Source organism: Polyangium sp. 6x1, assembly GCF_029946515.1.
GTDB lineage: Bacteria > Myxococcota_A > Polyangia > Polyangiales > Polyangiaceae > Polyangium.
Window position 1 is genome coordinate 12769 of sequence record NZ_JARZHH010000051.1, and the last position, 22899, is coordinate 35667.

The window sequence follows — 22899 nt, forward strand, 5'->3', positions numbered from 1 at the left end:
ATCGCGGCGGCGCTCGTGCTCCTTGCGCGGGGTGTCCTGGGAGGGCGCATGTCCGGCCGGCGCAGCAACGGCGCGGCGGCGCGGCGGCACGCTCGAAAGCACGGCGAGCTCGGGGCCGTCCTCGGCCTCGATGGCTCGCCGGGCGAAGGGCGGATCGGTCCGTTCGGGCGGCGCGCATCGAGGTGCCGCTCGTGTGTGGTTCGTCATGGCGTATCAGCGGCGGCGCTCGCGTGCGCCTCGCCGCTCCGTTCGAGTGTTGAGCCCAGCGCCCGCCCCCCACGGGCGCACACAATGGCCGAGGACGCGCGAGCACGAGGCCGATCGATGTCTCGACCGTCCGGAACTCGCGCTAGGCGCCTCGGCGGTATCAGCGACGGCGCGGGCGCGGCGCGGGTTTCCCCTGCTCTGCTTCCTCGCGGCGCTCTATCTCGAGTAGTTCCTCGGCGCTCCGTTCCGTTGCGGGTGCGGCATCTTCACGGCCGGCCGGCGCACGTGTTGCCGTGGCATGCTGCGCGCGCCATTCATCGAAGCTCGCTCGCGGCACGTGCCAGGATCGTCCGATGATCTTGGCCCCCTTCAACGTTCCATCCCGGCAGAGACGTCGGAATGTCGTGGGAGGGATGCCGCACGTTTCCGCGGTGTAATATGCGGGCGCTCCGTTGTCGTTCGTCGCGACCTTCGCCGCCTCGTTCCGAACGATGCTCACGAAGTAGCCGAGCAGCGTCAACGCGGCGGCGCGTACGTCAGGCGGGATATCATCGGGACTCATGCTCCACGCCTCCCGTCTGCGCGCGCCGGGGGTGACACCTTCGGACCGGGGAATCTTTGAACGTTTCGCGTGCATGACCCTTCTCGTAGTCATGCAAGATGAATTTGTCTGTAGAGTCCAACTGTTAGCGTCCCGCTAACAGTTCGCGACCCGCTAACGCGCTCGGGGCGGCTTGTGTCGACCCGCAGACGTGTCGGGGTGCTCTGATGCCGCGGAGCTGAATCTGCGGGCCATCGTTTTTGCCTTTGCGGCCGGATCGCCCGCGACTTTTTCACTGCTAAACGCTCCCACGTGTACGGCCAGCCAAGCGGCAGCCATAGGTACGCCCTCCTTCGCTGTACCGCCTTTGCCGGTAAGGTCGACGTCGCGGAGCTGCCCGATCAGCATAGGCAGCGCGAGTCGGGCGAATGCGGCATCGTGCCACTGCATGAGAATCGCGCGCAGACTCGCCGCCCACTGCATGCGACCTGCTTCGGGCGTCTTTCGCAGACGTTCCGCACCGCGCCGAATTTGGTGGACATACCGCGCGTAGCGCTCCACGTCCCGCTTGGGACGGCCTGTAATGGCATCGAGGGCATCGCGAAGCCGGGCGCGATCCCAAAACGTGCCACCCTCTAATCTCATGCCGACGTGTAGGAGAAGCATGTACGCATTCGCTAAGTCCTCCTCGGCAATCGTCGGCCGAATGCGACTGCGGAGCTCGTCCCAGCGACGCTCAAGAACCATCGCGACGCGTTGCTTGGTCGCGGTGTGATGGATTTCGTAGGGGTCATCTAGGAACGGGTGGGTCTGCTTCGGCTGGCTCGTGGCTCGCGCCTGTTGGCTAGCGGCGTGAGGGACCGGAGGGCTACTGCGCGGTTTCTCGTTTGCGGCGATGCTCTCGATGTCCGTCTCGGCGGGCGCGGGCGGCGCGCTCGCTTGAGGCTCGACGCGCGCCTTGGCTGGCGCAGCGGGCGGCGTGCTCGCTTGGGGCTCGACGCGCGCCTTGGCTGGCGCAGCGGGCGGCGTGCTCGCTTGGGGCTCGACGCGCGCCTTGGCTGGCGCAGCGGGCGGCGTGCTCGCTTGGGGCTCGACGCGCGCCTTGGCTGGCGCAGCGGGCGGCGTGCTCGCTTGGGGCTCGACGCGCGCCTCGACGCGCTTGCGCTGCGCCTTGGAAGGCTTGCGAGGCGCCTCGGTCCGCGCAGCCGGCCGATGGCGCTTGCTCGCCTGCCTCTTGCTCGTCTTCGTGGCCGTGCGGTTCGCGGGGCTCTTCGTCGCGTGGTTCTTCTTCGCTGCGGCGCTCTTCTTCGCTGCCGTGCGGCTCGTGCTCGTCCTCGCGTTGCCCTTGCTCGCCTTCCTCGTGCTCGCCTTCCGCTGCGCCATGCGCGGGATCGTGCGATCCGTCCTCGAGATGCCCAAATTTCCGGCGACGGGGCCGAGGCCCGGCCGGGCGTAGCTTCCTCGCGGCCCCGGCGGGCGCATGCGTGCGGCTCGACGTGCACGAGCTCGCGCGGAGGGGATCGCGACGCACGCGGGCGCGGGCGAGCTGGCCAGCGGGCCGCGAGGACGAGCGCCGCCTCGGCGGGCGCATGCGTGCGGCTCGACGTGCACGAGCTCGCGCGGAGGGGATCGCGACGCACGCGGGCGCGGGCGAGCTGGCCAGCGGGCCGCGAGGACGAGCGCCGCCTCGGCGGGCGCATGCGTGCGGCTCGACGTGCACGAGCTCGCCGCGAGGCGCGCGGTAGCGGTCTGTTTTGAGGATCCGACCTGTACCAGGCGCGCCGATCGGCTCGCGCCGAGGCCGAGAAGCGCGAAGCGGGCTCGATGCTCTCACCCTCGATCGGCGGGCGGGCGGCCCGCTCGGGCAAGGCTCGACGTGCAAGGCCGGGCGGACCTTCCTCGGCGGGCGCGTCGAGCTCGCGGCCTCCTGCTTCCGACGGTACCCCGGGCGGCCGTGCTGCGCGGGGGTAGCTCGGTATCGACGGGAATCGAGCGGTATCCGTGCGGTCTGCCGTCACGAATACCGGGCCAAACCCGCCGATATTTCGATATGCAGCGCGTGCACGAAATGCCTTGCACGAGGCGCGTCCGTCGTGGATAGATTGCCGAGCTATGGCAGACCTCGATAGACTGAACGATAGACAGCGCGTTCTGCTCGTCGCGGGCGCGGCGGATCTTCACCCGATCACCGCAGGGCACGTGCTCGGCGGAAAACCCGTCTCGAGGAAAACGCGGATCGCTCTCGAGCGCGCACGGGCGAACCTGGACGCGATCCGGGAAGAGCTCGGCGCGGCGCTCGATCGGCTCGCGGCGAACGACACCGCGAACACGGCCGGCGCAGCGTCGTCGGCGGGCGCGGCGGCGCTCGCCTGAACGAACGCGAGGCGCGCGCGTCCTCGGCCTCGATGCCGGGCGATGCTCGCGGCCTCGCAACCACAATGCAGGGGGGCGCGTCGAAAGGAGGGCGGCGCGGCGAGACAGGTGCGCGCTGCGATGGCTCGCGCGAGCGGCGATCGTGCGCGCTGGGATTGTGTACCAAGAAAAACGGCCGCCCCGGGGGGGACACCCGGACGGCCGCGGATGGTCGAGAGAACATGAAGCTAGCAAAATCAGGGCTCGAATGCAATGGGCGGCGCGAGGACGAGCATTCCCTCGATGCTCTCGAGGTCCGGACGGCCGACGCTGGGGAGCTTTCGCGCGAGGCCGAGGCGGGCGCGCCGATCGGGACGGCCGAGGCTCGCGGCGAGCCGTGCGAGGCCGAGGCGCGCGAGGAGGGGGGCGCGCCGAGCGGGAAGGCCGAGGACAACCCGCACGAGCCGAACGAGGCGCACGTCGAGCCGGGCGGGATCCAGCCCCGCGAGGCCGAGGGGCACGCGGAACAATTCGCGCAGAACGAGCCGCGCGAGGCCGAGGCGGGCGCGCCGAGCGGGAAGGCCGAGGACACCACGCGCCACCCGAACGAGGCGCCCCCCAAGCCAAACGAGGCGCGCGGGCGCGGAGCGCGCAGACCGCAGCACAAGCCCGACCGGGGGCGGCGCGGGCGCGGCCGTCGGCACGACGTCCCCCCACCGTTGGAGCCTCACGAAGCCGAGGCCGAGGCCGTAGCGGCAGAAGGGCGCGGCGAGCTAGGCACGATGACCCCTGAATTGACGATCGGAAGCCACGCGGAGCTGGCAAAAGCGCTGCTCGCAATGCTCATGCCCGTGGGGCCCGTGCCGCTCTTCGATGAAGGCACGATCCACTGCTATGTGGACACGCGCGGCACATGGGAAAGTGTAACGCAGGAACGAGCGAGCCGTGAGCTACAGCGGCTCGACGGCACGGAATACGGGAAAAATGAAACGCTGCGCCTTCGGGCGTCCGACGTGACCGGGGCGATCAAGCTCGCGCAGGATCGCGTTGCCCGTCCGGGCTGGTTCGTCAATCGCGATCCGGACGGCCGACCGTATGGGCCCGATCCCCCTCGCGGCATTGCATTTTCTGATGGGTTCGTGGTTGTCGGTGTCAACGAATGCCGCCTCGTTCGTCACGATCCAGCGCACCGCGCCCGTCATGGCTACGCGTTCCCATACCAGGCCGAGGCGTGCGCGCCGAGATGGCTTGCCTTTCTGGCCGACATCTGGCGAGACGATGAGGATCGGGAGGCGAAGATCCGATTTCTACAAGAATTCATGGGCGCGTGTCTGCTCGGCCTCGCGACCCAGTTTCGGACCGCGCTTTTCCTGCTGGGGGACGGAAAGAACGGGAAAAGCACGCTGCTTCGGATCATCGAAGCGATGATGCCGCCGCGCTCGCTCTCGACCGTCGCGCCGCACCTTTGGGGCCATGAGTATTATCGGGCCAACCTTGCGGGCAAGCGGCTGAACGTCGTCGCAGAGTTGCCAGAGCGGGAGTTGGTGTCGAGTGAGGCATTTAAGGCGATCATCGCAGGTGACCCTATCGCTGCACGTCACCCGACGTGCCGACCGTTTACCTTGAACCCTGCCGCGGGGCATATCTTCGCGGCAAACACGTTGCCGCCCGTCAACGATATGACCGATGGGTTTTGGGATCGCGTGGTCCTCGTCGAATTCAACCGGCGGTTTCAACCGGACGAGGCGATTCCAGACTTTCACCGGGGGATCATCGAGGCTGAGTTGCCTGGCATCGTGTCGTGGGCCATCGAGGGAGCGCGCCGTCTGCTCGCGCGAGGGCGCTACGAGGTCCCCCCGAGCGCCGACAAGTGCCGCGCTCGCTGGCGCATCGATGCAGATCCCGTCGCGCTCTTTCTCGAGGAGCGTACGCGTCCGGCCAAGGACGGCGAAAAGGGCACGGCTGCGGCGCAGCTATTCGACGAATTCGACGCTTGGCGGAAGCGCAATCAGTATCAACCGATGTCGTCGAGAAAGTTCTACAGGCGCACGGGCATGAGGTCCGCCTCGAACGGGACGGCTCGCATGTACCCGGTCACGGTGATGCGTACCGTCCCCGGGCCCTATGGCGCGAGCGATTACGACCACGAGGGGGGCGACGAATGACGCGCTACAGCTACCCCCTGCGCCGCCCGTCGTCGCCGTGGGGCTCGACGTCCGGGAGACGGCCGGCCGGGCGTTCGTCGCCTGCTTCCGCCTCGCCGCGCGTGCGCCTCGATGATGCTCCCTTCGCTCGCGTGCTGGATACCCTCGCGCGGCTCGGATCCCTCAAGAGCGACCACGCTGCGCCCGTTGCGCGCGCTCTCGACCGTGCTCGATTGCTCGACCATGCGCGCCGCGAGGGGTGGACGGCGCTTCCTGCCTTCGATGTCCTCGCGCGGGCGCTCCCCACGGCCGAGCTCGTCGGCGCTGGGCTCGCGCGTCTCGACGCGGGCGGCATGCGCCCGCAATGGCCCGCGCATCGCCTGCTGATCCCCTGGACGGCCGAGGCCGGCGCGGAGCATGAGCACGGGCGCACCTTCGCCCGGCGCTCGCTCCTCCCCCCGGACGAACGCTTCCCGGTCACGATATGGCCCCCCGGGCGGCGCGCCCGTGGCCTGCTTCGGATCGGCGCGGAGGGCGCGACGAACGAGGCGCGGCGCGTGCTCGTGCCCGATGCTCTCGACGGGATCGCCCTGCTCGCGTACGCCGAGGCGCGCGGGCGGGCGGTCGTCGCATACGTCGTGCCGTGGCTCGAATGGCTCCCCCTCGATGATCCGCCCTTCGCCGCGGGCGAGCGTGTGTACGTGTCGATCCCGCGCCCGCACGGGTACGAGCTCGCGCGCCGCCTCGCCGCTCGCGGGGTCAAGGTGCACGAGCTCGCGCCGCCCGTGGGCGGATCGTGGGCGGAAACGTGGGAAGCGTACCGGGCGGAGCACGAGGCCGAGGCGGGCGGTGAGGGCGGCGAGCACGAGGACGATCTCGGCGCTCCCGCGTGACGTCGGGCACGTGCCGTAGCGAGTTTATCTCGATATGTCAATGCGAGCTCGTCGCTATGCACCGCCGCGTGCCTCTTCGGAATTTTAAAAGTCTAACGCAACACAAGGAGTTTGCACAATCGCTCGGCGACAGTTCGAACGACAATGGTGTCCAGCCCGGCTCGCGGCCATACGGTAGTTCCTGAAGGGTTAGTAAGCTGCTCACGCTCCAACAAACCGAATAGGCGTAGTGGATCCGATAAGATGTTATGAAAGAGTCTGGTTCCTCCACCGTCCCCGTTAACGCTGAGCATATAGCGGTCGCCTGAACCGGCCAAGTCCGGCAGATTCGCTCGGATTATGATTTGAGGGCGTTGCGACGTCTCCAGTGCGCAATTCAGCATTGTGGCCAACTCTTCCATTTCCAGTCGGTCCAGCTCCTGGAGCAATCGAACGGTGCCTCGAAAAAACGCATCGGGCCTCTTCTCTTGACGCAAGTAGTCTTGTGCGAGAACCGCAAGGGGCATTGTGGCCGCCTCGTCGGCCGCTTCCATTAGGCTACGAATCGAGCGCCATATCGTCTCGTTGATGTGTGGCTCGTCCTTTCTTGCCTCTAAGAGGCCGGCGATTTCTTCGGGCGTCTTATCCTCGCTCTCTGCCCACTTCTTCGTTATTGTGTCCCAGAACTTTTGTGCGGACCTGCGTTTTCGTGTTACGAATGCTTCGCTCGATGCCGCAAGGACGCCAGGCATCAGCGCAACAAACCCGGCAATCAGTGCGACCTGCCACGGCGCCATCGTTGGGTTGGTCCCCAAAGCGGCGCCTACGGCACCCACTGTACCCGTGAGCGCCGCAGTGGTGTCCTTGGCATTTATGATGCTGGAGTCTTCGGCTTTTTCACTCATCGCACGGTCTCCTCGGAGCCCTCGGGCTTCTCGAGGCGCACGAATCCCACAAGATCGCGGGCGGATCAAGGGCGTTGCTCTGGCCCCTCGTTCCGGCCGTGGGGGATCGTGGGGCGCGACGTGGGAGCCCCACCGCGCCGAGAACGAGGACAAGAAGCGCGGCGGGCGCGGTGCAAATGAGGACGATCCCAGCGCTCGCGCGTGACGAACCGGAGGACGAGCGGGTCCCGAGGGGGGCGCGCCGAGGCTGGCGGGCGCGATGGGTTCACGTCCGGCCGTGGTTCGTCGCGACGAACAAGGCGGGAACGATGGGCAAGGCCGAGGAGCGGCGGCGCGCGCGGGGTTGTAGCTGCTCGCGCGGGATGCTCTCGAGGTCCGCGCTCGCGTCGTGTAGCTTCTCGACCGGCGCACATGGGGAGCGACGTGCGGACGGCAGACGGACCGGCGCGTCCCGATTGGGATATGGTCCGCAGCTTCGGGAGGCTTGCTACAGATCTTTTATCGCTTTCTTGATGTCGCTCAGCTCGCTTTCGATGTTCAGCGGTGATGCGCCAATAGTCGCGCCGCAGGCGCTGCAATAGATCACCTCGATCGACCGCCAGGGTTGCGGGTCTTTGGGGGCGTCGGAGTGAATCACCGCCTTGATACGCTTGAGCTTAAATTCGGTGCTTTTACAGCGGGGACAATTCGGTTCGATCATGCCTTAAGCATCGCGCTTCTCGGCGCAGCGGTGAAGTTTTTGGCATGCATCCGTGTTGGGGTGCGCGCCGTGCGATGTCCGGCGCAGCGGGCCCGGCTCGACGTTCTCGAGCTCGTCCGCGCTCGTTCCACTCGCGGCCGTGCACGAGCGTGAGGCCGCCCACGGGTACGCGCAGCGGGGGCAAGGCGACGTCGTGACCGGGCGGGCGCGGTAGAGGCGCCTCGGCCTCGCGGGGCGGGCGCTGGGGGCCGCCCGTGGCGATCCGTGCCCATGGCGTCGACGCCAGCCTCGTGCTCGTGCTCGCGGCGGCGCGGGGTGTCCTCGGCGCGGGATGCGACGGGCGGCGCTCGCCGATCGGCTCACGGTCGCCTGCTACCGGGCCGAGGACGCATCGACGGGGGACGGGGGACCTCGCGCCCGCGTCGAGCCGCTGTAGCTCGTCCTGGGGACCGCTCCGCGCCGCCGCCGCTGGCGTTCGGGGTGCTCGTGCTCGTCGGGGGGACCTCGCGCCCGTGGGGAGCTGCTACCGGGCGTCCTCGCGGCGCTGGGGGCCCGCTGGCGTTCGGCGAGGTACGGGCGCGCTGGGGGGGGACCATGCACGCGCCGAGGCGCCGCTCGTGCTCCGCGCCGCCGCTCCGCGGACGGGGGAGAGCGGCGAAGGGGGTGCGTTCGGCAGGGTGCTCGCTGTGCTCGTGCTCGTCCCCCTCGATGCTCTCCGGCTCCTATGTGGCGCCGCTCGTGCTGACGGTTCTGACGGATCGCTGACGCATCGACCCCCCTATCCGTCAGTCTTTTTGCCAAGCGTTCCGCGCCCTTGGCGGACACCCTGACGGAACTGACACATCTTTGCAGGGGGGGACCTATACGCGTGCGCGCACGCGCGCCTATGGCGCCATAGGGGCCGTTATCCGTCAGATCCGTCAGCACGGCCGCAAGCATGCGAAACCGCTGCAAAAAATGCTGACGGTTCCTCCCCGCGATGCGTCAGTGATCCGTCAAGGATGCGTCAGGGCGCGCCATTCCCGCGCCACCGCTCGCGCTCCTCGCGCGACGGCCGAGGAGCTTTGCACAGATTGGCGAGGCTGTGCATTCTGTCCGCATACCCCATGAAACAGTGTACGGGGATGTGCAGGCAAGTGGGAGGCGACTTTCCCGCGAGCCTCCCTACGCGTCGAAATCGTTGGTGACGCTGGGAACACGGCGAACCCTGCGATCTCGTGCGTATCGTGCACGTGAATGTCGCTGCCGGTTCCCCTTGCCGCTCGCGTTTCGTGCACGCTATTCGCGAAAAACTCGCCTCGATGCTCCTCGCCCCTGGCCGCAATGGCGCCGCGTTGCTATGCTCCGCGTGCACAATGGGCCGCCCCCGACGATGTTTCAGTGAGCCGGCCTCCGAATTCGTGTCCTTTCGGCTCACGCGGGCCGAGGCCGAGGCGCTGCAATCAGCGGCCGAGGAGGCCGGGATCGCGAGGAACGAATACGCCCGGCGCACGATGCTCGGCCATCTGTCCAGCCGAGGCTACGCGCCGCCCGCGACGCCTCGCGCCCTTCGCCGCGTCTCTCCCGTCGATGCCGGTCCGCGCGAGCCAGTCCCGCTGCGCGCATCCTCCGCGCCCGCGCTCGCCGAGGCGCCTGCGGGCCGCAACGTCGTGAGCCTCGATGCGCGCCCCCCTCCGCGCTCGCCGAGGCGCCCGTCCTCGGCCGCTGCGCGCCGATCGAACGGGACGAGCGCACCCCATGCCGCTCCTCTCGCCGATCCGCCTCTCGACGCCGCGCCCGTGCTCGCCGAGGCGCGCCCGCTGCGCCCGTCTGTCGAGACGAACGGAGCCGCGCCGCCCGCCGCTCCCGTCGATGCCGGTCCGGCCGATCGTCCCCCGTCCGCGCCCGCCGAGGCCGATGAAGCTCTCGACGCCCGGCCGGCGCTGCCGACGCTCGCCGCGAGCGCGACGCGCGAGGCTCACGAGGCCGGCCTCGATGCGCCCGCCGAGGCCGAACCCGATCACGCTCTCGACGCGCCGCCCGCGTCCGTGCACGAGCTCGCCGAGGTCCCTGCGAACGAGGCGCGCCTCGATGATGCCCCGGAGCTCTCCGAAGCAGGGGCGGCCGTCCTCGCGGCGGCGCGGTCCCTCGCGACGCTCGATCCCTCCGCGCCGATCCCCGCGCCTGTGCTCGTCCTCGAGGCGCACGTCGGCGGGATGTCCCTCGAGGAAGCGCGGGCGGCCGTGCTCGTGCTCGTCACGCGCGGCGAGCTCGCGGCCGAGGCGGGCGACGACGCAAGCGGCCTCGCGCCCGTCGATGCGTCCGGACGAACCATCGCAGCGGTCCGCCTCGTGACCGGAAGGCAGGGTTGACCGTGCTCCCGAACCTCGCGGCCGAGGTGGCATTCTGGCAAAAGGCGTTCGGCCTCGATGATTGGACGATCGACGCGCGCCACGTCGAGGATCTTCGCTATCCGTGCAATGACGCGGGCGCGGGATACCCGGCGAAGGGCACGCGCATGGCGGGATTGTGCGACGCCGATCGCGTTGCGCGGACCGCACGGATCCGGATCTGCACGCCGCGCACGTTTCGCCAGCTACGGCAATGGCCCGAGGCCGTCTGTCACGAGGTCATGCACGTCCTCGGCGCGGCGTACCGCACGCCCGGATGGACCATTCAAAAGGAGCATCAGACGATCAACGTCGTTGCCCCTATGCTGGTCAAGGCGAGGCGCAAGGATCCAGCGCTCGCCGCTCGCGCGGCCGGGGTTTTCGCGGAAGCATGCCGCCGCTGCGCCGCGGCTCTTTCTCCGCCCACGAAATCGCCGATCATCGCGGAAGCCGAACGAGCCGCCGCAATGAGTGTTTCGCCGCCCGCGTGCGGCGCTCGATGAAAGGAAGCGTTCACCATGAAAAACCCTCTCGGCCGTCTGTTCTCCGCTCTCGGGGGGACCTCCGCGCCCGCGCCCGCTGCGCCCCCGTCTCGCCCGGCATTGCCGCCCGCTCCCCTCTCATCGCCGTCTGTCGAGGTCCAGCGCGCCGAGGCGGCCGTCCTCGAATGCGAGCGCGCCGAGGCCGACGCGCAAGCGGCGCTCACGGCGGCGCGTCTGCCCTACGAGGACGCGCAGCGTGCGCATCAAGCGGCCCGTCGAGCGTTGCACGAGGCCGAGGACGCGGCGGCCTCGGCTCCCGACGACGGTCATGCAGCGTCCACCCTCGCGGCGGCGCAGCAAGCCGAGGCGCGCGCCGCTGGGATCCTCGCGTCCTTTTCGCGGCGGCATGACGCGGCCGGCGCGTCCCTCGAAAAGGCCCGCGCGGCACTCGCGGCGGCGCGGACGCGTCTCGAGGGGGCTCGCGCGGACGCCGATCGGACCGAGGCCGAGGCGCGCATCGTGCGGGCCGGAGAGGACGCGCAAAAGGCAAGCGCAGCCTACGTCGCGACGCACCCCGGGCCGAAGCTCGCGGCGATCCTCGACATGTCGCGTAAGGCGTTCGGCGAGGCGCGGGCCCGCGCCGGCGCGCTGCGCGCCGAGGTATTCGCCGCTCTCGACGCGGGGGAGGCGGGCGATCGGCGAGCGCTCGCGGCGGAGCCGCATCGGGCCCGGGAGATCAAGGCCGAGGCCGAGGAGCGCCGCGCCGCCGCTCGCGCCGTCCTGGAATCCCTCGCCGATGTCGAGCGCTGGTATGCGCACGCTGCGCCGGCCGTTGCCATGCTCGCGCTTGCGGGCGAGCTCGAACGCGAGGCGCGCGGGATGCTCGCCGAGCTCGCGGCCGAGGCGCACGAGGCCGGCGTCGATGCGCGCAAGCTGGGAAGCGAATTCGAGCCGGTGACTCCGAAGCTCGCCGAGGCGGCCGTGATGCTCGGTCGGTTCCTGGGAAGACCCGCCGAGGAGCGGACCGAAGCCGAGCGGCAATCGTACACGATCGATGTCGCGATCATGCGAGCACTCTCGACGCAATGGAGCCTGTCGGATCGATTGCACGAGGGAAACTTCGGGCAGGCCCTTTCGAGCGAGGAGCGGGCGCGCCTGCTTCTACGCGATCCGGCCGGGAAGCCGCGGGCCATGCTGCGCGCCGATCATGCGCGGCTGGTCGAGCAGGGCGATCAGAAGGCGCTCGAATACGAGGAGAAGCAGGGTCGGGGGACGGATCCGAGGCTCACGGCAATGCGGGCCGAGGACGAACGCCAGGCGACCGAGGCGCGCGCCCGCGTGCAAGGTCGAGGCGGGCGCGGGACGTTCGTCACGAATTGAGCGCCGCATTACTGGGCCTGGATCAGGGGTCTATCTCTATCGTGCCAGCCACGAAAGCCGAGGGGGGGACCTCTGCGCCAAGGCTGTAATAGTCATACTGCGGGCTGGCGGGTGAACCCACGCATGTTCCGTTAGCTCCTTTCGCATACACGGTATCGATTTGCAACTTTGACACCACGGGGTAAAGCACGTATTGTAATCCCGTGTTGCAATCAATCAGCGTTGTCGTTACGGCGTATTTGGGAGTGGCGCATCCTGCCACGGCATAGACTGATCCGATAAGCGTAGCGCATGCTGCGTCGCTGTAGTAGTTTGCTGTCATGCCACCCCCAATCGGCATACACCGCCGCGTTCCGTCGCTAGCTAGCTGAAAGTAGCAGTCTTCTTGCCGCTGAGAGTCATACCACGTCCCAATGATTGGAGCTCTCGCCCCATCGGTAGCCTTCCAATACTTCGCCTTCAGGCGCGATCCGCTCGTAGGCTCCGCGGCTGCATCGGGGACGGGATCGGTCAGGGCATCGAAGATTCCGCCGTCATCATCGACGCCGCCCATCCCGCTCGCGCCGCCCATCCCGCTCGCGCCGCCCATCCCGCTCGCGCCTCCCATACCACTCGTGCCGCCCGCGCCCGTTGTCGTGACACCGCTGCTCGACAACTCGAGACGATCGGACGCGGAGCATGCAGCCATTGCGACGTAAACCACGCACGTGCCGAAAAGCATTCCTGATACGCTCTTAATCCTCATAACTACGCCTCCCATGTCGGCTGTGATCGCCGGGTGATCGAGCGTACAGAAGGGAACCTCCGAAGGAAAAGGAAAGGGCGCGGTCCCGACACGCGAGGACGGCCGCGAGCGCCGCGAGGACGGCCGCGAGCTCGTGCTCGTGCTCTTCACCCGGGCGGCGCGGCTCGACGCGCGAGGACAGCCGCGAGCGCGCAGCACGAGGCGCCCTGGTCCTCGGCCTCGTTCGGCTCGACCATGACCTCGGCGAGCGCCGCGAGCGCAGCGAGGACGGCCGCGAGCTCGTGCTCGTGCTCTTCACCCGGGCGGCGCGGCTCGCCGCGCGAGTGACGGCCGCGAGCGCCCGAATATGCGGGCACGACGAACGCGATACCGTTCGGGCGCGGCACGCTATTCGCCCGCCGCCCTTGTCGATCGACGCTTGATCTCGGCCTCGTGTATTACGCTTCCGCTTCACTTCTCGCATACCGGAATCGTGGAAAAGCCGCTCGTCGTGCTCTATCCGTGAACTCGGGCCGCCCGATGCGGCCCGGGAGCGATGCACAATGCAGCGCAAGGGACCCGAGCGCCCGAGAGGCGCGAGCGGGGCGGGATACCTCTACGCCGAACAGCGGGAACGCGTAATCGCGCTTCTGCTCCGCCTCGGCGTGCACGAGGACGACGCGCCCGACGTGCTGCACGAGGTTTTTGCGACGTACGCGCGGCGGGAGGCCGAGGGCGCGTCTATCAAGAGCCCCGCCGATTATCTGCGGCAGATCGCCCGTAGGCACGCCGCGAATTATCGCAGGCTCCACCGCTGGCGGATCGAGGTGGCTACGAGCCCCGGGCGCATCGAGGAAGCCCCGGATCCGTCTCCTTCGCCAGAGGCGCGCGCCGCGCTTGCGCAATGGTGTGACCGAGCCGAACGGCTGCCGCCCGTCGAGCGGGCCGCGTTGCGGCTCCACCTCGAAGGCTATTCGATCGACGAGATAGCGCGGAGGCTCGAAACCTCGCGCGCTACCGCTTGGAAACGATTGACCAGCGCCCGCAAGGCGCTTGCATCGAGGAAGGTGCGACATGAAAACCCAAGAAAGCCCCACCGCTAGACTTCATTACTACCCCGACGGCCGGATCATGGTCGAGGTTCCGCACGAGATCGACGGGCAAACCGCATTCCTCGTGTTTTTGCAGGAGCGGCCGGAACTGCAATTCGCGGGAGTCTTCCGCGACGTTCCGACCGACCGACCGAGCCTCTTTCGACGCGAGAAGATCCCGCCCGGTGATGTCCCCAGCTACGACAACGTGCGAAGCCGGGCGCGGACGATTGCGGGCCGCGCGATTGCACAAGGCCCGTTACAGCGGCTCATTCGTGCCGTGGTCCGATGCTTCTACGGGGGCGCGGACTACTGGCATTGCCTGAACGACTGCCACGAGTTGCGCGACGTAGAGATCAAGGCCGACGATCCGCCGCCGCCGTCGTCGGGGCCCGCTTCTGCTCGCCCCTCGTCCCGGGTAGTCCCCTCGTCCACACGCCGCCCGCCGCGGTGATCGAGCTGCCCCCACCTTCACCTGCTACACGTGCCCCGCGCGGCGCTACTCGTGCCGCTGCTACGCCCTGAACTCGTGCCGCTCGGCATGGGGCTCGCGTGGTTCGGTCTGCCGATCGGGAAGGGGTGAGACCCCGGGCGACCTCTCGACGGGCCGCCCGGGGGCATGGGACCGGCCTATGCGCGGCGCTTGCGCGATGCCTTCACCTTGGACGCGGGCGCGCTCCTCGGCGAGCTCTCGACGGTCGGGGCGGGCGCACCCTTGACGCCGGCCGGCGCATCCTGGAGAAGCGCCGCGAGCGCACGCGCGAGGCGCGCCGCGTCCTCGTATCGGCCCGCTCGCCGCGCCTCGCTCATGTCCCCCTCGATGCGCGCCGCGAGCTCGTCCAGGGTGCTCGGCGCGTGCGCATTGCGGGGCGCCTCGATGCTGGGCGCGGGCGCGCTCGTGCTTTCTGCGCCGCCCGCCCGGACCGTGCTCGGCGCGCCGCCCGGAAGTGTGCCGGAATCGTGCCGAACCCCCTCGCGAAGGGGGGTGTCAGGGGGCATCGCGGGGGGGGTCGGGACCGGGGGAGCCTGGAAAACCACGGGATTTAGCGCTAGAGGCGCGCTTGCCATTCTGCTTCCGCTTCCGCTCCCGCTCCCGCTTCCGCTCCCGCTTCCGCTCCCGCTTCCGCTCCCGCTTCCGCTCCCGCTTCCGCTCCCGCTTCCGCTCCCGCTTCCGCTCCCGCTTCCGCTCCCGCACCCGCTTCCTTTAACGAGGTCGACCCAAGGGGCGACGGCCTGCGCAAGCTCGCACGGACGCGGCGCAGAGGAGGCTCGACCGCGTCTTGACGATCAACCTCATCAATCTGCGAAAAAGGCCTCTCCAAGGGGGAGCTCGCCAGCGTCGCGCGCGCCGTGGGCGGGCGGCTCGACTTTGCCGTCCCGGCCGGCTATCTCTTGCCGATGCGATCGTTGTCTCCCCTCATGTTCGTCGGGCTCGCCGTGCTTACGCCCCTCGTTTGGGTTGCCTGCGCCGAGCCGCCTTCGGGAAACGCCCCCGTGACGCCGTCCGCCGACACAAGGGCAGGCTCCTCGCCGCCGTCCGCTGCGCCGCCCTCCACCGCAGCATGCGATACGCTTCGTGCCGAAGTTCGCGACGCTTTGGGCAAAGCGCAAGCCAAATCCGCCGCTTGCACGACCGAAGCCGATTGCGAGATGCTTTCGGATGGCATTTGCATGGCCGCGAGCTGCGGCGTCAGCATTGCCAAAGCCGCGCGGGCCACGTACGAGGCGGACCGAAAACGTATCACGGAGCCGGCTTGTGAGGCTTGGACCAAGAGCGGCTGCGACAAGCTCGTACCCATCCCGGTCCCCTCGTGCCCTGTGCTCGTGCCCATTTGTAAAGACGGAGTCTGCACTTCGCGGTATTGAGCTCGATTTCGAAAGGAGCTTCGCAGCGGCGAGCGCGCCATGCGCGGGGTGCAGCTCTGCATCCGGCGCATGGCGGCAAACGCCTGAAGGACGCTCGAGAGCAGCGGAGGAGCTCCTCGACCTCGCGCACGACGAATCGCGGCAACCTCCCGATCGCCTCCACGCGCTCCCACCCGCGCTCCCACCCGCGCTCCCGCCCGCGCTCCCGCTCCTGCTCCCGCTCCTGCTTCTGCTTCCGCTCCCGCTCCCGCTCCCGCTTCCGCTTCCGCTCCCGCTTCCGCTTCCGCTCCCGCTTCCGCTTCCGCTTCCGCTCCCGCTTCCGCTCCCGCTACGGGTTCGGCGTAACCCGCTGGATCCGCATCCTACTGACGCCGGATCGGCCCCGCTGGCGCGGGTCGGTGCCACTTCGGACCCCGTGGCCGCCCTTTGGGTCGTCCCCGGCGCCGATCCCCGGACGATGCTGCTTGCCGTGCTCGTGCAAGGCGAGGTCACGGCGGCGGCGGCTGGCGACATCGACGTCGCGACCATCGCGCATGGTGCAGCGGAGAAGCTCCATCGCGTTCCCGGCAGACGACGAGCGGGATCTCATCGCGCACCTGATTTGCAAGCTTCCGGAGGACGAGCGCCACAAGGTGCGGAAAGGTATCGAGGAGTGCATCGCGCAATCGCTGCACGTGCTCTCGGAAGAGCTCACGAGCTTCAACGAAGGCCCGCAGCAGTAGGCTATTCGGAGGGATGCGCCAGCGAAAGCAGACGCGTGGGGCCGACGGGCTCCTCGGTCATCCAAGGGACGATGGCGAGCCTCTGCGCGTGCTGTTCGCGCACCACGTGTATCTGCTCGAGCTCGGCCGCGATGCGCTGCGCGAGGCAGGGGTCCGTCGAGCCGGCGGCTGCGAGGCTGCTGTTGATCACCCAGCCGAAGGGCTCGATCCCGGCGCGCCTGAGATCCGCCTGCAATCGCGCCGCTTCGGAGACGGGCGTCGTCTCCGCGAGCGTCACGACCAGGACCTTCGTGTACTGCGGATCGCGCAGCCTCATGAGGGGGGTCACGATGCGGGACGCATGCTGCGCGTCGACGTCTCCGACGACTGTCTGCCGGTGATACGAGCCCGTGGCGTCGAGCAGGAGCAACGTGTGTCCCGTGGGCGCCGTGTCGAGGACGACGAAGCTCGATCGCGCTTGCGAGACGGTCCTCGTAAAGGCGGCGAAGACGGCGACCTCCTCGTAGCAGGGGGATCGCAGGTCTTCGGCCAGCAATGCTCGTCCCGCTTCGTCGAGCTTGGCCCCGCGCGTCGCCATCACGCGGTCCACATACGCCTTCGTCTCCACGGCGGGATCGATGCGGCTGATCCTTAGGTGCGGAAGTTCGCCCGCGAGCGTCGCGGCGACGTGCGCCGCAGGGTCGGTGGTGCTCAGGTGGACATCGTGACCTCGCGACGCGAGCTCGGCTGCGATCGACGCGGCAATCGTCGTTTTCCCCACGCCGCCTTTGCCCATCACCATCACGAGCCCACGCCCGGGCGCCGCGATCTCGTCGATGAGGGATTGGAGGGGTGGCAACGAAGGCGTCGCGAGCGGAGGGACTGCACGCGCGAGGGCTGCGGACGCGCGATCGTCCAGCAATGCGCGGAGCGCCGGAAGACCGACCATGTTGAAAGCGCGCAAAGGGACGCGCGTCGTGGGCAGTCCTTGCAGCCGAGGAGACATGTCGCGCAGCGCCTCGCGCCCCCGCTCTTCGAGCGCAAGGGCCACCGAATCGGCACGGTTTGTCGCCTCGAATACGGCGTTGACGACGAGTCGCTGGTTCTTCAGGCCCAGCGCTTCGAGCTCGCCTGACGTCCGATCCGCTTCCCGCAGGGCTGCGTGGTCCGCCCGCGTGACGAGCACGATGGTCGTGCGCGCGGCGTCGGCCAGAGCATCCACCGCGGCGACGAAGCGCGCCTCCTGCATTTTCAGCCCTGAATGGGGGCCCAGACACGAGGCCCCGGACGGGGTCGATTGGAGGAAGCCCGACCATGCGCGCGGCAAGCTGAGGAGCCGCAACGTGTGCCCTGTGGGCGCCGTGTCGAAGAGCACGTGATCGAACGGCACGCTCTGTTCGTCCCCGGCGAGGAGCTCGGCGAACTCGTCGAACGCGGCGATCTCCACGGTGCATGCTCCGGCGAGCTGCTCGCGTAGCTCGGCGATTTGCGTCTCCGACCAGATCGCGAGATAGGGCGCGACCACGCGCTTTCGGTAATCATCGGCCGCCTTCTCCGGGTCGATGTTGAGCGCGAAGAGCCGGTCGACGCCGGGGATCGGCGTGGGCCGTTGCGACAGCGGCACGCCGAGCATCTCGTCCAGGTTCGACGCCGGATCGGTGCTGACGAGGAGGATACGTTTCCCGGCGTCCGCGAGTCGGATCGCAGTCGCACACGCGAGCGCGGTCTTGCCGACGCCGCCCTTCCCCGTGAAGAACAGAAAACGGCTCGGCTGTTCCAGGAAGCTCGTCAAGACTCCGTCTCCTTCCGACTTCTCTCGTCGTACGTCTCGGCTGGCCTCGGATACGTGCAGGATGCCGGCTGCTCCGTCAACTGCTTCCAGCCACTCCCGCGCATCTGCGTCAATCCGCTCGCCAGACACGGCAGCGGGATCCCCGACCCGTGGAAATCCAGCCCAGATCCACGGGGTTGGCGACCCCGGGTCAGAAGGACCGGAACCCTATCCCGCTCCCGCTCCCGCCTCCCCCCGAGGAAATCAATCCTCCGACACTTCGATCTCGACCTTCGCCTCCGGACTCGTCGGGAGCTTGATCTCGGGGCCGACCTTTGCGGGCTCGGCGAGAGGCGGCGCGAGCACCACGAGACTTGCCGGCCTGCATTCGATCGCGACGGGGGTCGTGCCTGCTGCCTCGCCGTCGACGAGCAACTGCTGCGCTGGGTCGGCGAGGATGCGCAAGCGGCGACACGAGAAATAACCGACCTCATCGCGCGTCGCGGGCTCCCCGCGCGCGGCTGTGAGAAAAAGGTGAATGCCCGTGGCCACGGCCGAGTTGAGCGTGGTGGCCGCGACGACCGTCACGTCGAGCATCCCATCGTCGCCTACGAGCGCCGAAGGGCCTTGAGCAAGTACCGTGCGGAGCGGCGCCATGTTCGCCACGGTCACGGCCACGGCGCGGCACCGGACGATTTGCTCGTCGGTCTCCAGCTCGACCTCGAACGGCGAGAGCGTGCTGAGCTTGCGCACTGCCGTCGCGACATAGGCGAGCACGCCCCAGCGCTGTTTGTCCTCCCTCGACGTCTCAGCCACCGTGTCGGCGTGGAGACCGACCGACGTGTGCAACACCATGCAGCGATTGTCGACGAGGGCCGTATCGATCACTCGGCGGTGGTCTGCGAGCAGCGTCTCGCATGCGGCGATCGGGTCCCCTGGAATGCCGAGGGCAGCGGCCAGCGAATTCGACGTGCCACATGGCAGGATCCCGAGCGGCACCTGGCTCTGTGCGAGCACACCCGCCACGGACGACACCGTACCGTCGCCCCCCGCCGCGATCAGCAACTCCGCGCCCGCGTCGAGCGCTTCCCGCGCGCATGCGGACGGGTCTCGGTCGGGGCCCGTCCTGAGCACGTTCAGTTCGAAACGGGGCGCGAGAATCGCGTGCACGCGGTCGAGGACGTCATCGGCGGCGCTGCCGGCGGCGGCGTTGTAGATGAGGCAGGCTTTCATTGTCACCGGCTTACCATCTCTCCTCCCTGCTTTGAAAGTGGTGCGCAAAAAGGTGCGCGAAGCACGAGGCCGTCGAGCACGGCATGGCCTTGAAGAGCACGAGCACGACGGTACGATCGCCGTCCCCGAGCGGGATCTTCTGCACCCCCGTCCCGCATGCGCTTCCGCACGCGCTTCCGCTCCCGCTCCCGCTCCCGCTCCCGCCCCCGCTCCCGCTCCCGCTCCCGCTTCCGCTCCCGTCCCCTGGTGGTATCCTCTCCCCCGCCCATGATCCTCGAATGCCGCCACTGCGGTGCGCCGCTCGACGTGAAGCCCGACGTCGCGCTCACGAAGTGCCGCTACTGCGGGACCACCAGCGAACGCCACCTCCTCCGGACCGTCTCCGCCGAGACCCCCCGTGATTTCCGCCCGCCGAAGCAATGGGTCCCGCCCCCGCACCTCCCGGCCCCCTCGAACCTGCCGCTCACGTATCACCCCGCCCCGCCTCGGGCCTCCGTGCTCGTCGCCCTCTCGGCCGGGGCCATGATGCTTGCCCTCGGCGTTGCTGCCGCGGTGAGCCTCCGCGCGCCTGGCTCCTCGAAGAAGGGGGGTGGCCTCTCGGCGGCCGTGCTGCCGGGCAGGACGCCCCAGGAGCTTGCGGCCGTTCGAATCGACCAGCCCCGAGAAAACCTCGCGAAGGCGCTTGGCGGGACCCCCATGGGCTCCATGCTCAGCGTGTTCGTCTCCCACCCGCGCTACCAGAGCATCTCGTTCATGTACGACGACAAGGAGCCTGCGTTTCCCCAGAGCTTCACGCTCGTGCAGCGCTCCGGAACGACCGCGGATCCCAAGGGGATCGAGGCCCTCGGGAGCCGCCTGCACGGTGGGCTCGTGGATGGGAGTTGGAACTGGGCGGGCGGCCTGGCCGTGCACACCGACGCGAAGACCGGCCTCGTCTCCGCCTCCGTGCTGGGGGGACGCGTGGGCGGCACGAGCGCGCAAGCCAAGACGCAGCTCGTCGCCGCGTGGAAGCTCGTCCTCCATGCCGTCTTCGGCGCGGGAAGCGGCCCGACTCCGGAGGAAGCCCGCTGGATCGGCGCGCCGCACCCCTTTGCCGCGCTCGAGACGATCGACCTCGCGACGACCGTCGACAAGGCCGCTGCGACCCTGACCCAGAAGTTTCCCGGCGCAGCCTTGTCCACGTTCATCGAGCTCGGCGTCACCGTCTCCGTGGATCACCCGCTCCTGCGTGACGCCGAGCTCTCCTACCCCAACGAGAAGGGGGGCACGCTCCGGACCGCGGCCCTGCATGGAACCAAGGCGTTTCCGGAGCGCCGCGAGGCCCTCGTCGGCTGCCTCGAGGGCAAGCTCGGGAAGGCCAAGGCCCAGGATCGCGATTACTTGAACAAGAAACGCGATTACGAGTTCACCGTGGGCAAGATCTGGCTCGACATCGGGGAGAAGGACGCCCGCGTGCACTGGTTCCCCGGACGGCTCAATGCGCCGGATTGGAAGCGAATCGTGGGCGCCTTGAACACCTGCCACTGATCTCGGCGCGACGCCCTCGCCGGGCCAACGTCTCCGGAGCGTCCCTTGCAATCGATCGTCAAGGTCTTCGAAAACAACCACATCGACCCGCCTTGGGCGCACCTCCTCGTCTTCGCGCTCGACGCCGTCATGTTCCTCGTGATCGCGTTTTGCGTGCGCGAGATCCGTCGCGCGCGCCGCGCGGCCGTCGAGGCGGATGCCGTGATCAAGCCGAAGGCGCCGCTCTTCGAAGGGGCGCGGTTCGTCGCCGGCACGGTCGAGCTTGCGCAGGGCGAGTCCGAGGCCGTCCGGGTGACGATCACGCAGGACGGCAGCGAGCAGAGCGACAAGAACAACCGCAAGACGCACGCTTGGCAGGAGATCGAGCGCGAGACCCGCGCGCGGCCGTTTTACCTGCGTCACGACACCGGCGCGCGCGTCCGCGTCGAGCCGCCCGACGACGTGCTGCTCGTCGACACGCTCGATCAAAAAGAATGGCTCCATTCGTCGCGCCGAAAGCTGCGCGCCGAGCTCTTGCCAGGCGAGCGCGTCATCGTGGAGGGGCGGCTCCACAAGGCGCCGGATCCCGAGGGGAACGGGGAGACCGCGGGGTATCGCGAGGCCGCCGCGATGGGCTGGACGATGAAGCCCTCGCCGCAGAAAGGCATGCACGTGTCGACGGAGAGCCTCTCCCGACGGCACGAGCTGCGCGCGCGGGCCTTCTACTGGACGAGCGTGTGGGTGGTGTTCCTCGGGTTTGTCATGAATGCCCCGCTCGCCACGTACCGGGCGCGCGTCTTCCTCGGCGAGAGCGTCGTCGCGTCCTACCTCGGCCGGCGGACGTACGAGACGAACAACGGAAAAGGGCACAAGACCCAGCACCGCGCCGTCGACGTTCGTTACGAATCGCCGCCGGGCACCGTGCGTTTCGGCGGGCTCATCGAGGTCGACGAGGACGATTTCATGGAGCTGCCGCTCGAGAAGGGGCAGATCTGGGTCCGCCGTGTCCCGAGCTTTCCCATCGCCTCGGCGATCGGACAAGGAAGCTCGGTGTGGTTCCACCTCTGGTGCGCCGCCGCGGTGATCGCAGGCCTCGCGGTGTACCGCGCTTACCGCACGCACACGTATCGGCGCTGGTACGAAGGTCGCCTCGTGGAGAAAGGCAAAGGGCCGCTGCCCCCGCAGACGAACGAGCGATTCCTCGCGGACGACCCGACCGCGCTGGAAGCGCGGCGAACGCGCGCTCTCCGGCGAGAGAGCGCGGCCAAGCGCATGGAGCCGATTCCGTTCGATTGAAGCTCAGGCTTCGGCCTTGGGCCGCAGCATCACGAGCAGGACGTCCGCGTCGGGGACCTCTTCCGTCGGCACGAGGCGCTTGCCGCGATCGAGCCGCACCTCGATCCATCGCGACGAGAGCTTCGCACGGCGGACCACCTCACGAGGCACGAAGTCGCCTTCGCCGAGGGAGAGACGCAGCCCGTCGAGCTTGCAGCGCCCGAACGACGCGCGCCCTCCCTCCTGGATGCGCCGCTCGGCCTTTTCCAGCCGATGCTCGAACGTGCGCGTCGAGAGCTCGCGGCCGAGCCCGTACGGATCACGGACGGGCGTGGGCAGCCGGATGCGGTCGCCGGCGTGATCGTCGATCCAGAGCGCCGAGACCTCGGGCGGCCTGTCGCCGAGCGTCTCCCAGAACAGGCCGCCGACGGACGTGATGTCGTGGAAGCGCACGTCCCTCGTCTCCTTGCCGCGCCCGATGCGCAGCCCTTCCTCGTGCACCTCCACGCGTTGCCCGCGGGCCCGGACGAAATGGGAGAACGCCCAGAACCCCATGGCGCCGAAGACGAGCGCCGCCCCGCCGAACACGACGAGGCCCGCGAGCTCGGTCCCCTCGGGGTACGGCGAGAAGAACAGCGGCAGGGCCACGCAGTCGAGCGCGATGAGCCAGCAGAAGAGCCCCACGCCGATGCGAATGCCCTGCTGGACGATCGAGACGGGGTGCTCCGAGACGAGCGCGCCCAGCGGATCTGCATCACGATAGGGAGTCTGGGCGCGCAC

21 protein-coding genes are annotated in these 22899 nt (G+C 68.8%); 12 read left to right on the plus strand and 9 right to left on the minus strand.

Annotated features, from left to right (window positions below; translation table 11 throughout):
- Positions 1–367: 367 nt before the first annotated feature.
- Positions 368–844 (minus strand): helix-turn-helix domain-containing protein, encoded by a 477-nt coding sequence (locus tag QHF85_RS35150; RefSeq protein ID WP_281331764.1) that lies wholly within the window; start codon positions 842–844, stop codon positions 368–370.
- A gap of 862 nt (positions 845–1706) precedes the next feature.
- Between QHF85_RS35150 and QHF85_RS35155 the strand changes: the two genes are divergently transcribed.
- Positions 1707–2204 carry a hypothetical protein gene (locus QHF85_RS35155; protein ID WP_281331765.1) on the plus strand — a complete coding sequence of 166 codons (498 nt, stop codon included), beginning with the start codon at positions 1707–1709 and terminating at the stop codon, positions 2202–2204.
- 656 nt (positions 2205–2860) lie between these two features.
- Positions 2861–3121, plus strand: coding sequence for a hypothetical protein (locus QHF85_RS35160; protein WP_281331766.1), 261 nt, complete (start codon positions 2861–2863; stop codon positions 3119–3121).
- A 236-nt stretch (positions 3122–3357) separates the two neighbouring features.
- Here QHF85_RS35160 and QHF85_RS35165 read toward each other — a convergent pair whose 3' ends face one another.
- Positions 3358–3831 (minus strand): hypothetical protein, encoded by a 474-nt coding sequence (locus QHF85_RS35165; protein ID WP_281331767.1) that lies wholly within the window; start codon positions 3829–3831, stop codon positions 3358–3360.
- Positions 3832–3882: 51 nt separating this feature from the next.
- On the opposite strand from QHF85_RS35165, the gene QHF85_RS35170 reads away from it, so the two are divergent.
- Together QHF85_RS35170 and QHF85_RS35175 are read left to right on the plus strand one after the other, a co-directional pair.
- Positions 3883–5265 (plus strand): phage/plasmid primase, P4 family, encoded by a 1383-nt coding sequence (locus QHF85_RS35170; protein ID WP_281331768.1) that lies wholly within the window; start codon positions 3883–3885, stop codon positions 5263–5265.
- 131 nt (positions 5266–5396) lie between these two features.
- Positions 5397–6137, plus strand: a complete 741-nt coding sequence (locus QHF85_RS35175) for a hypothetical protein (protein ID WP_281331769.1) — start codon at positions 5397–5399, stop codon at positions 6135–6137.
- Positions 6138–6229: 92 nt separating this feature from the next.
- Here QHF85_RS35175 and QHF85_RS35180 read toward each other — a convergent pair whose 3' ends face one another.
- Positions 6230–7021, minus strand: coding sequence for a hypothetical protein (locus QHF85_RS35180; RefSeq protein WP_281331770.1), 792 nt, complete (start codon positions 7019–7021; stop codon positions 6230–6232).
- Positions 7022–7508: 487 nt separating this feature from the next.
- Positions 7509–7721, minus strand: a complete 213-nt coding sequence (locus QHF85_RS35185) for a hypothetical protein (RefSeq protein WP_281331771.1) — start codon at positions 7719–7721, stop codon at positions 7509–7511.
- Between the two features lie 1400 nt (positions 7722–9121).
- On the opposite strand from QHF85_RS35185, the gene QHF85_RS35190 reads away from it, so the two are divergent.
- From QHF85_RS35190 to QHF85_RS35200, 3 genes are read left to right on the plus strand one after another with little or no spacing between them, the layout of a single operon-like run.
- On the plus strand, positions 9122–10072 hold the full coding sequence (locus QHF85_RS35190) for a hypothetical protein (RefSeq protein WP_281331772.1): 951 nt from the start codon (positions 9122–9124) through the stop codon (positions 10070–10072).
- Between the two features lie 2 nt (positions 10073–10074).
- Positions 10075–10593: a hypothetical protein gene (locus QHF85_RS35195; RefSeq protein WP_281331773.1), complete on the plus strand. Its 519-nt coding sequence runs from the start codon at positions 10075–10077 to the stop codon at positions 10591–10593.
- Between the two features lie 15 nt (positions 10594–10608).
- Positions 10609–11952: a hypothetical protein gene (locus QHF85_RS35200; RefSeq protein ID WP_281331774.1), complete on the plus strand. Its 1344-nt coding sequence runs from the start codon at positions 10609–10611 to the stop codon at positions 11950–11952.
- 891 nt (positions 11953–12843) lie between these two features.
- Here the strand turns inward: QHF85_RS35200 and QHF85_RS35205 are convergent.
- Positions 12844–13053: a hypothetical protein gene (locus tag QHF85_RS35205; protein WP_281331775.1), complete on the minus strand. Its 210-nt coding sequence runs from the start codon at positions 13051–13053 to the stop codon at positions 12844–12846.
- A 186-nt stretch (positions 13054–13239) separates the two neighbouring features.
- Between QHF85_RS35205 and QHF85_RS35210 the strand changes: the two genes are divergently transcribed.
- On the plus strand, positions 13240–13779 hold the full coding sequence (locus QHF85_RS35210; RefSeq protein WP_281331776.1) for a sigma-70 family RNA polymerase sigma factor: 540 nt from the start codon (positions 13240–13242) through the stop codon (positions 13777–13779).
- Positions 13751–14221: a hypothetical protein gene (locus tag QHF85_RS35215; RefSeq protein ID WP_281331777.1), complete on the plus strand. Its 471-nt coding sequence runs from the start codon at positions 13751–13753 to the stop codon at positions 14219–14221. The genes QHF85_RS35210 and QHF85_RS35215 overlap by 29 nt, the downstream gene beginning before the upstream one ends.
- 176 nt (positions 14222–14397) lie before the next feature.
- Here QHF85_RS35215 and QHF85_RS35220 read toward each other — a convergent pair whose 3' ends face one another.
- Positions 14398–14766 (minus strand): hypothetical protein, encoded by a 369-nt coding sequence (locus tag QHF85_RS35220; RefSeq protein WP_281331778.1) that lies wholly within the window; start codon positions 14764–14766, stop codon positions 14398–14400.
- Positions 14767–16166: 1400 nt separating this feature from the next.
- Here QHF85_RS35220 and QHF85_RS35225 point away from each other — a divergent pair.
- The gene (locus QHF85_RS35225) at positions 16167–16355 is read left to right on the plus strand and encodes a hypothetical protein (protein ID WP_281331779.1); all 189 of its coding nucleotides are present in this window, start codon (positions 16167–16169) and stop codon (positions 16353–16355) included.
- Between the two features lies 1 nt (position 16356).
- On the opposite strand, the gene arsA is transcribed toward QHF85_RS35225, so the two are convergent.
- Together arsA and QHF85_RS35235 are read right to left on the minus strand one after the other, a co-directional pair.
- Complete coding sequence (gene arsA, locus QHF85_RS35230; protein ID WP_281331780.1) at positions 16357–18126, minus strand: arsenical pump-driving ATPase; 1770 nt, start codon at positions 18124–18126, stop codon at positions 16357–16359.
- 243 nt (positions 18127–18369) lie between these two features.
- Positions 18370–19338 (minus strand): YegS/Rv2252/BmrU family lipid kinase, encoded by a 969-nt coding sequence (locus QHF85_RS35235; RefSeq protein WP_281331781.1) that lies wholly within the window; start codon positions 19336–19338, stop codon positions 18370–18372.
- Positions 19339–19605: 267 nt separating this feature from the next.
- On the opposite strand from QHF85_RS35235, the gene QHF85_RS35240 reads away from it, so the two are divergent.
- Both QHF85_RS35240 and QHF85_RS35245 read left to right on the plus strand, forming a co-directional pair.
- Positions 19606–20865 (plus strand): hypothetical protein, encoded by a 1260-nt coding sequence (locus QHF85_RS35240; protein WP_281331782.1) that lies wholly within the window; start codon positions 19606–19608, stop codon positions 20863–20865.
- A gap of 45 nt (positions 20866–20910) precedes the next feature.
- A complete protein-coding gene (locus tag QHF85_RS35245; RefSeq protein WP_281331783.1) occupies positions 20911–22140 on the plus strand; it encodes a hypothetical protein in 1230 nt (409 codons plus the stop codon).
- 3 nt (positions 22141–22143) lie between these two features.
- Here the strand turns inward: QHF85_RS35245 and QHF85_RS35250 are convergent, their stop codons facing one another.
- Positions 22144–22899 (minus strand): hypothetical protein, encoded by a 756-nt coding sequence (locus tag QHF85_RS35250; RefSeq protein WP_281331784.1) that lies wholly within the window; start codon positions 22897–22899, stop codon positions 22144–22146.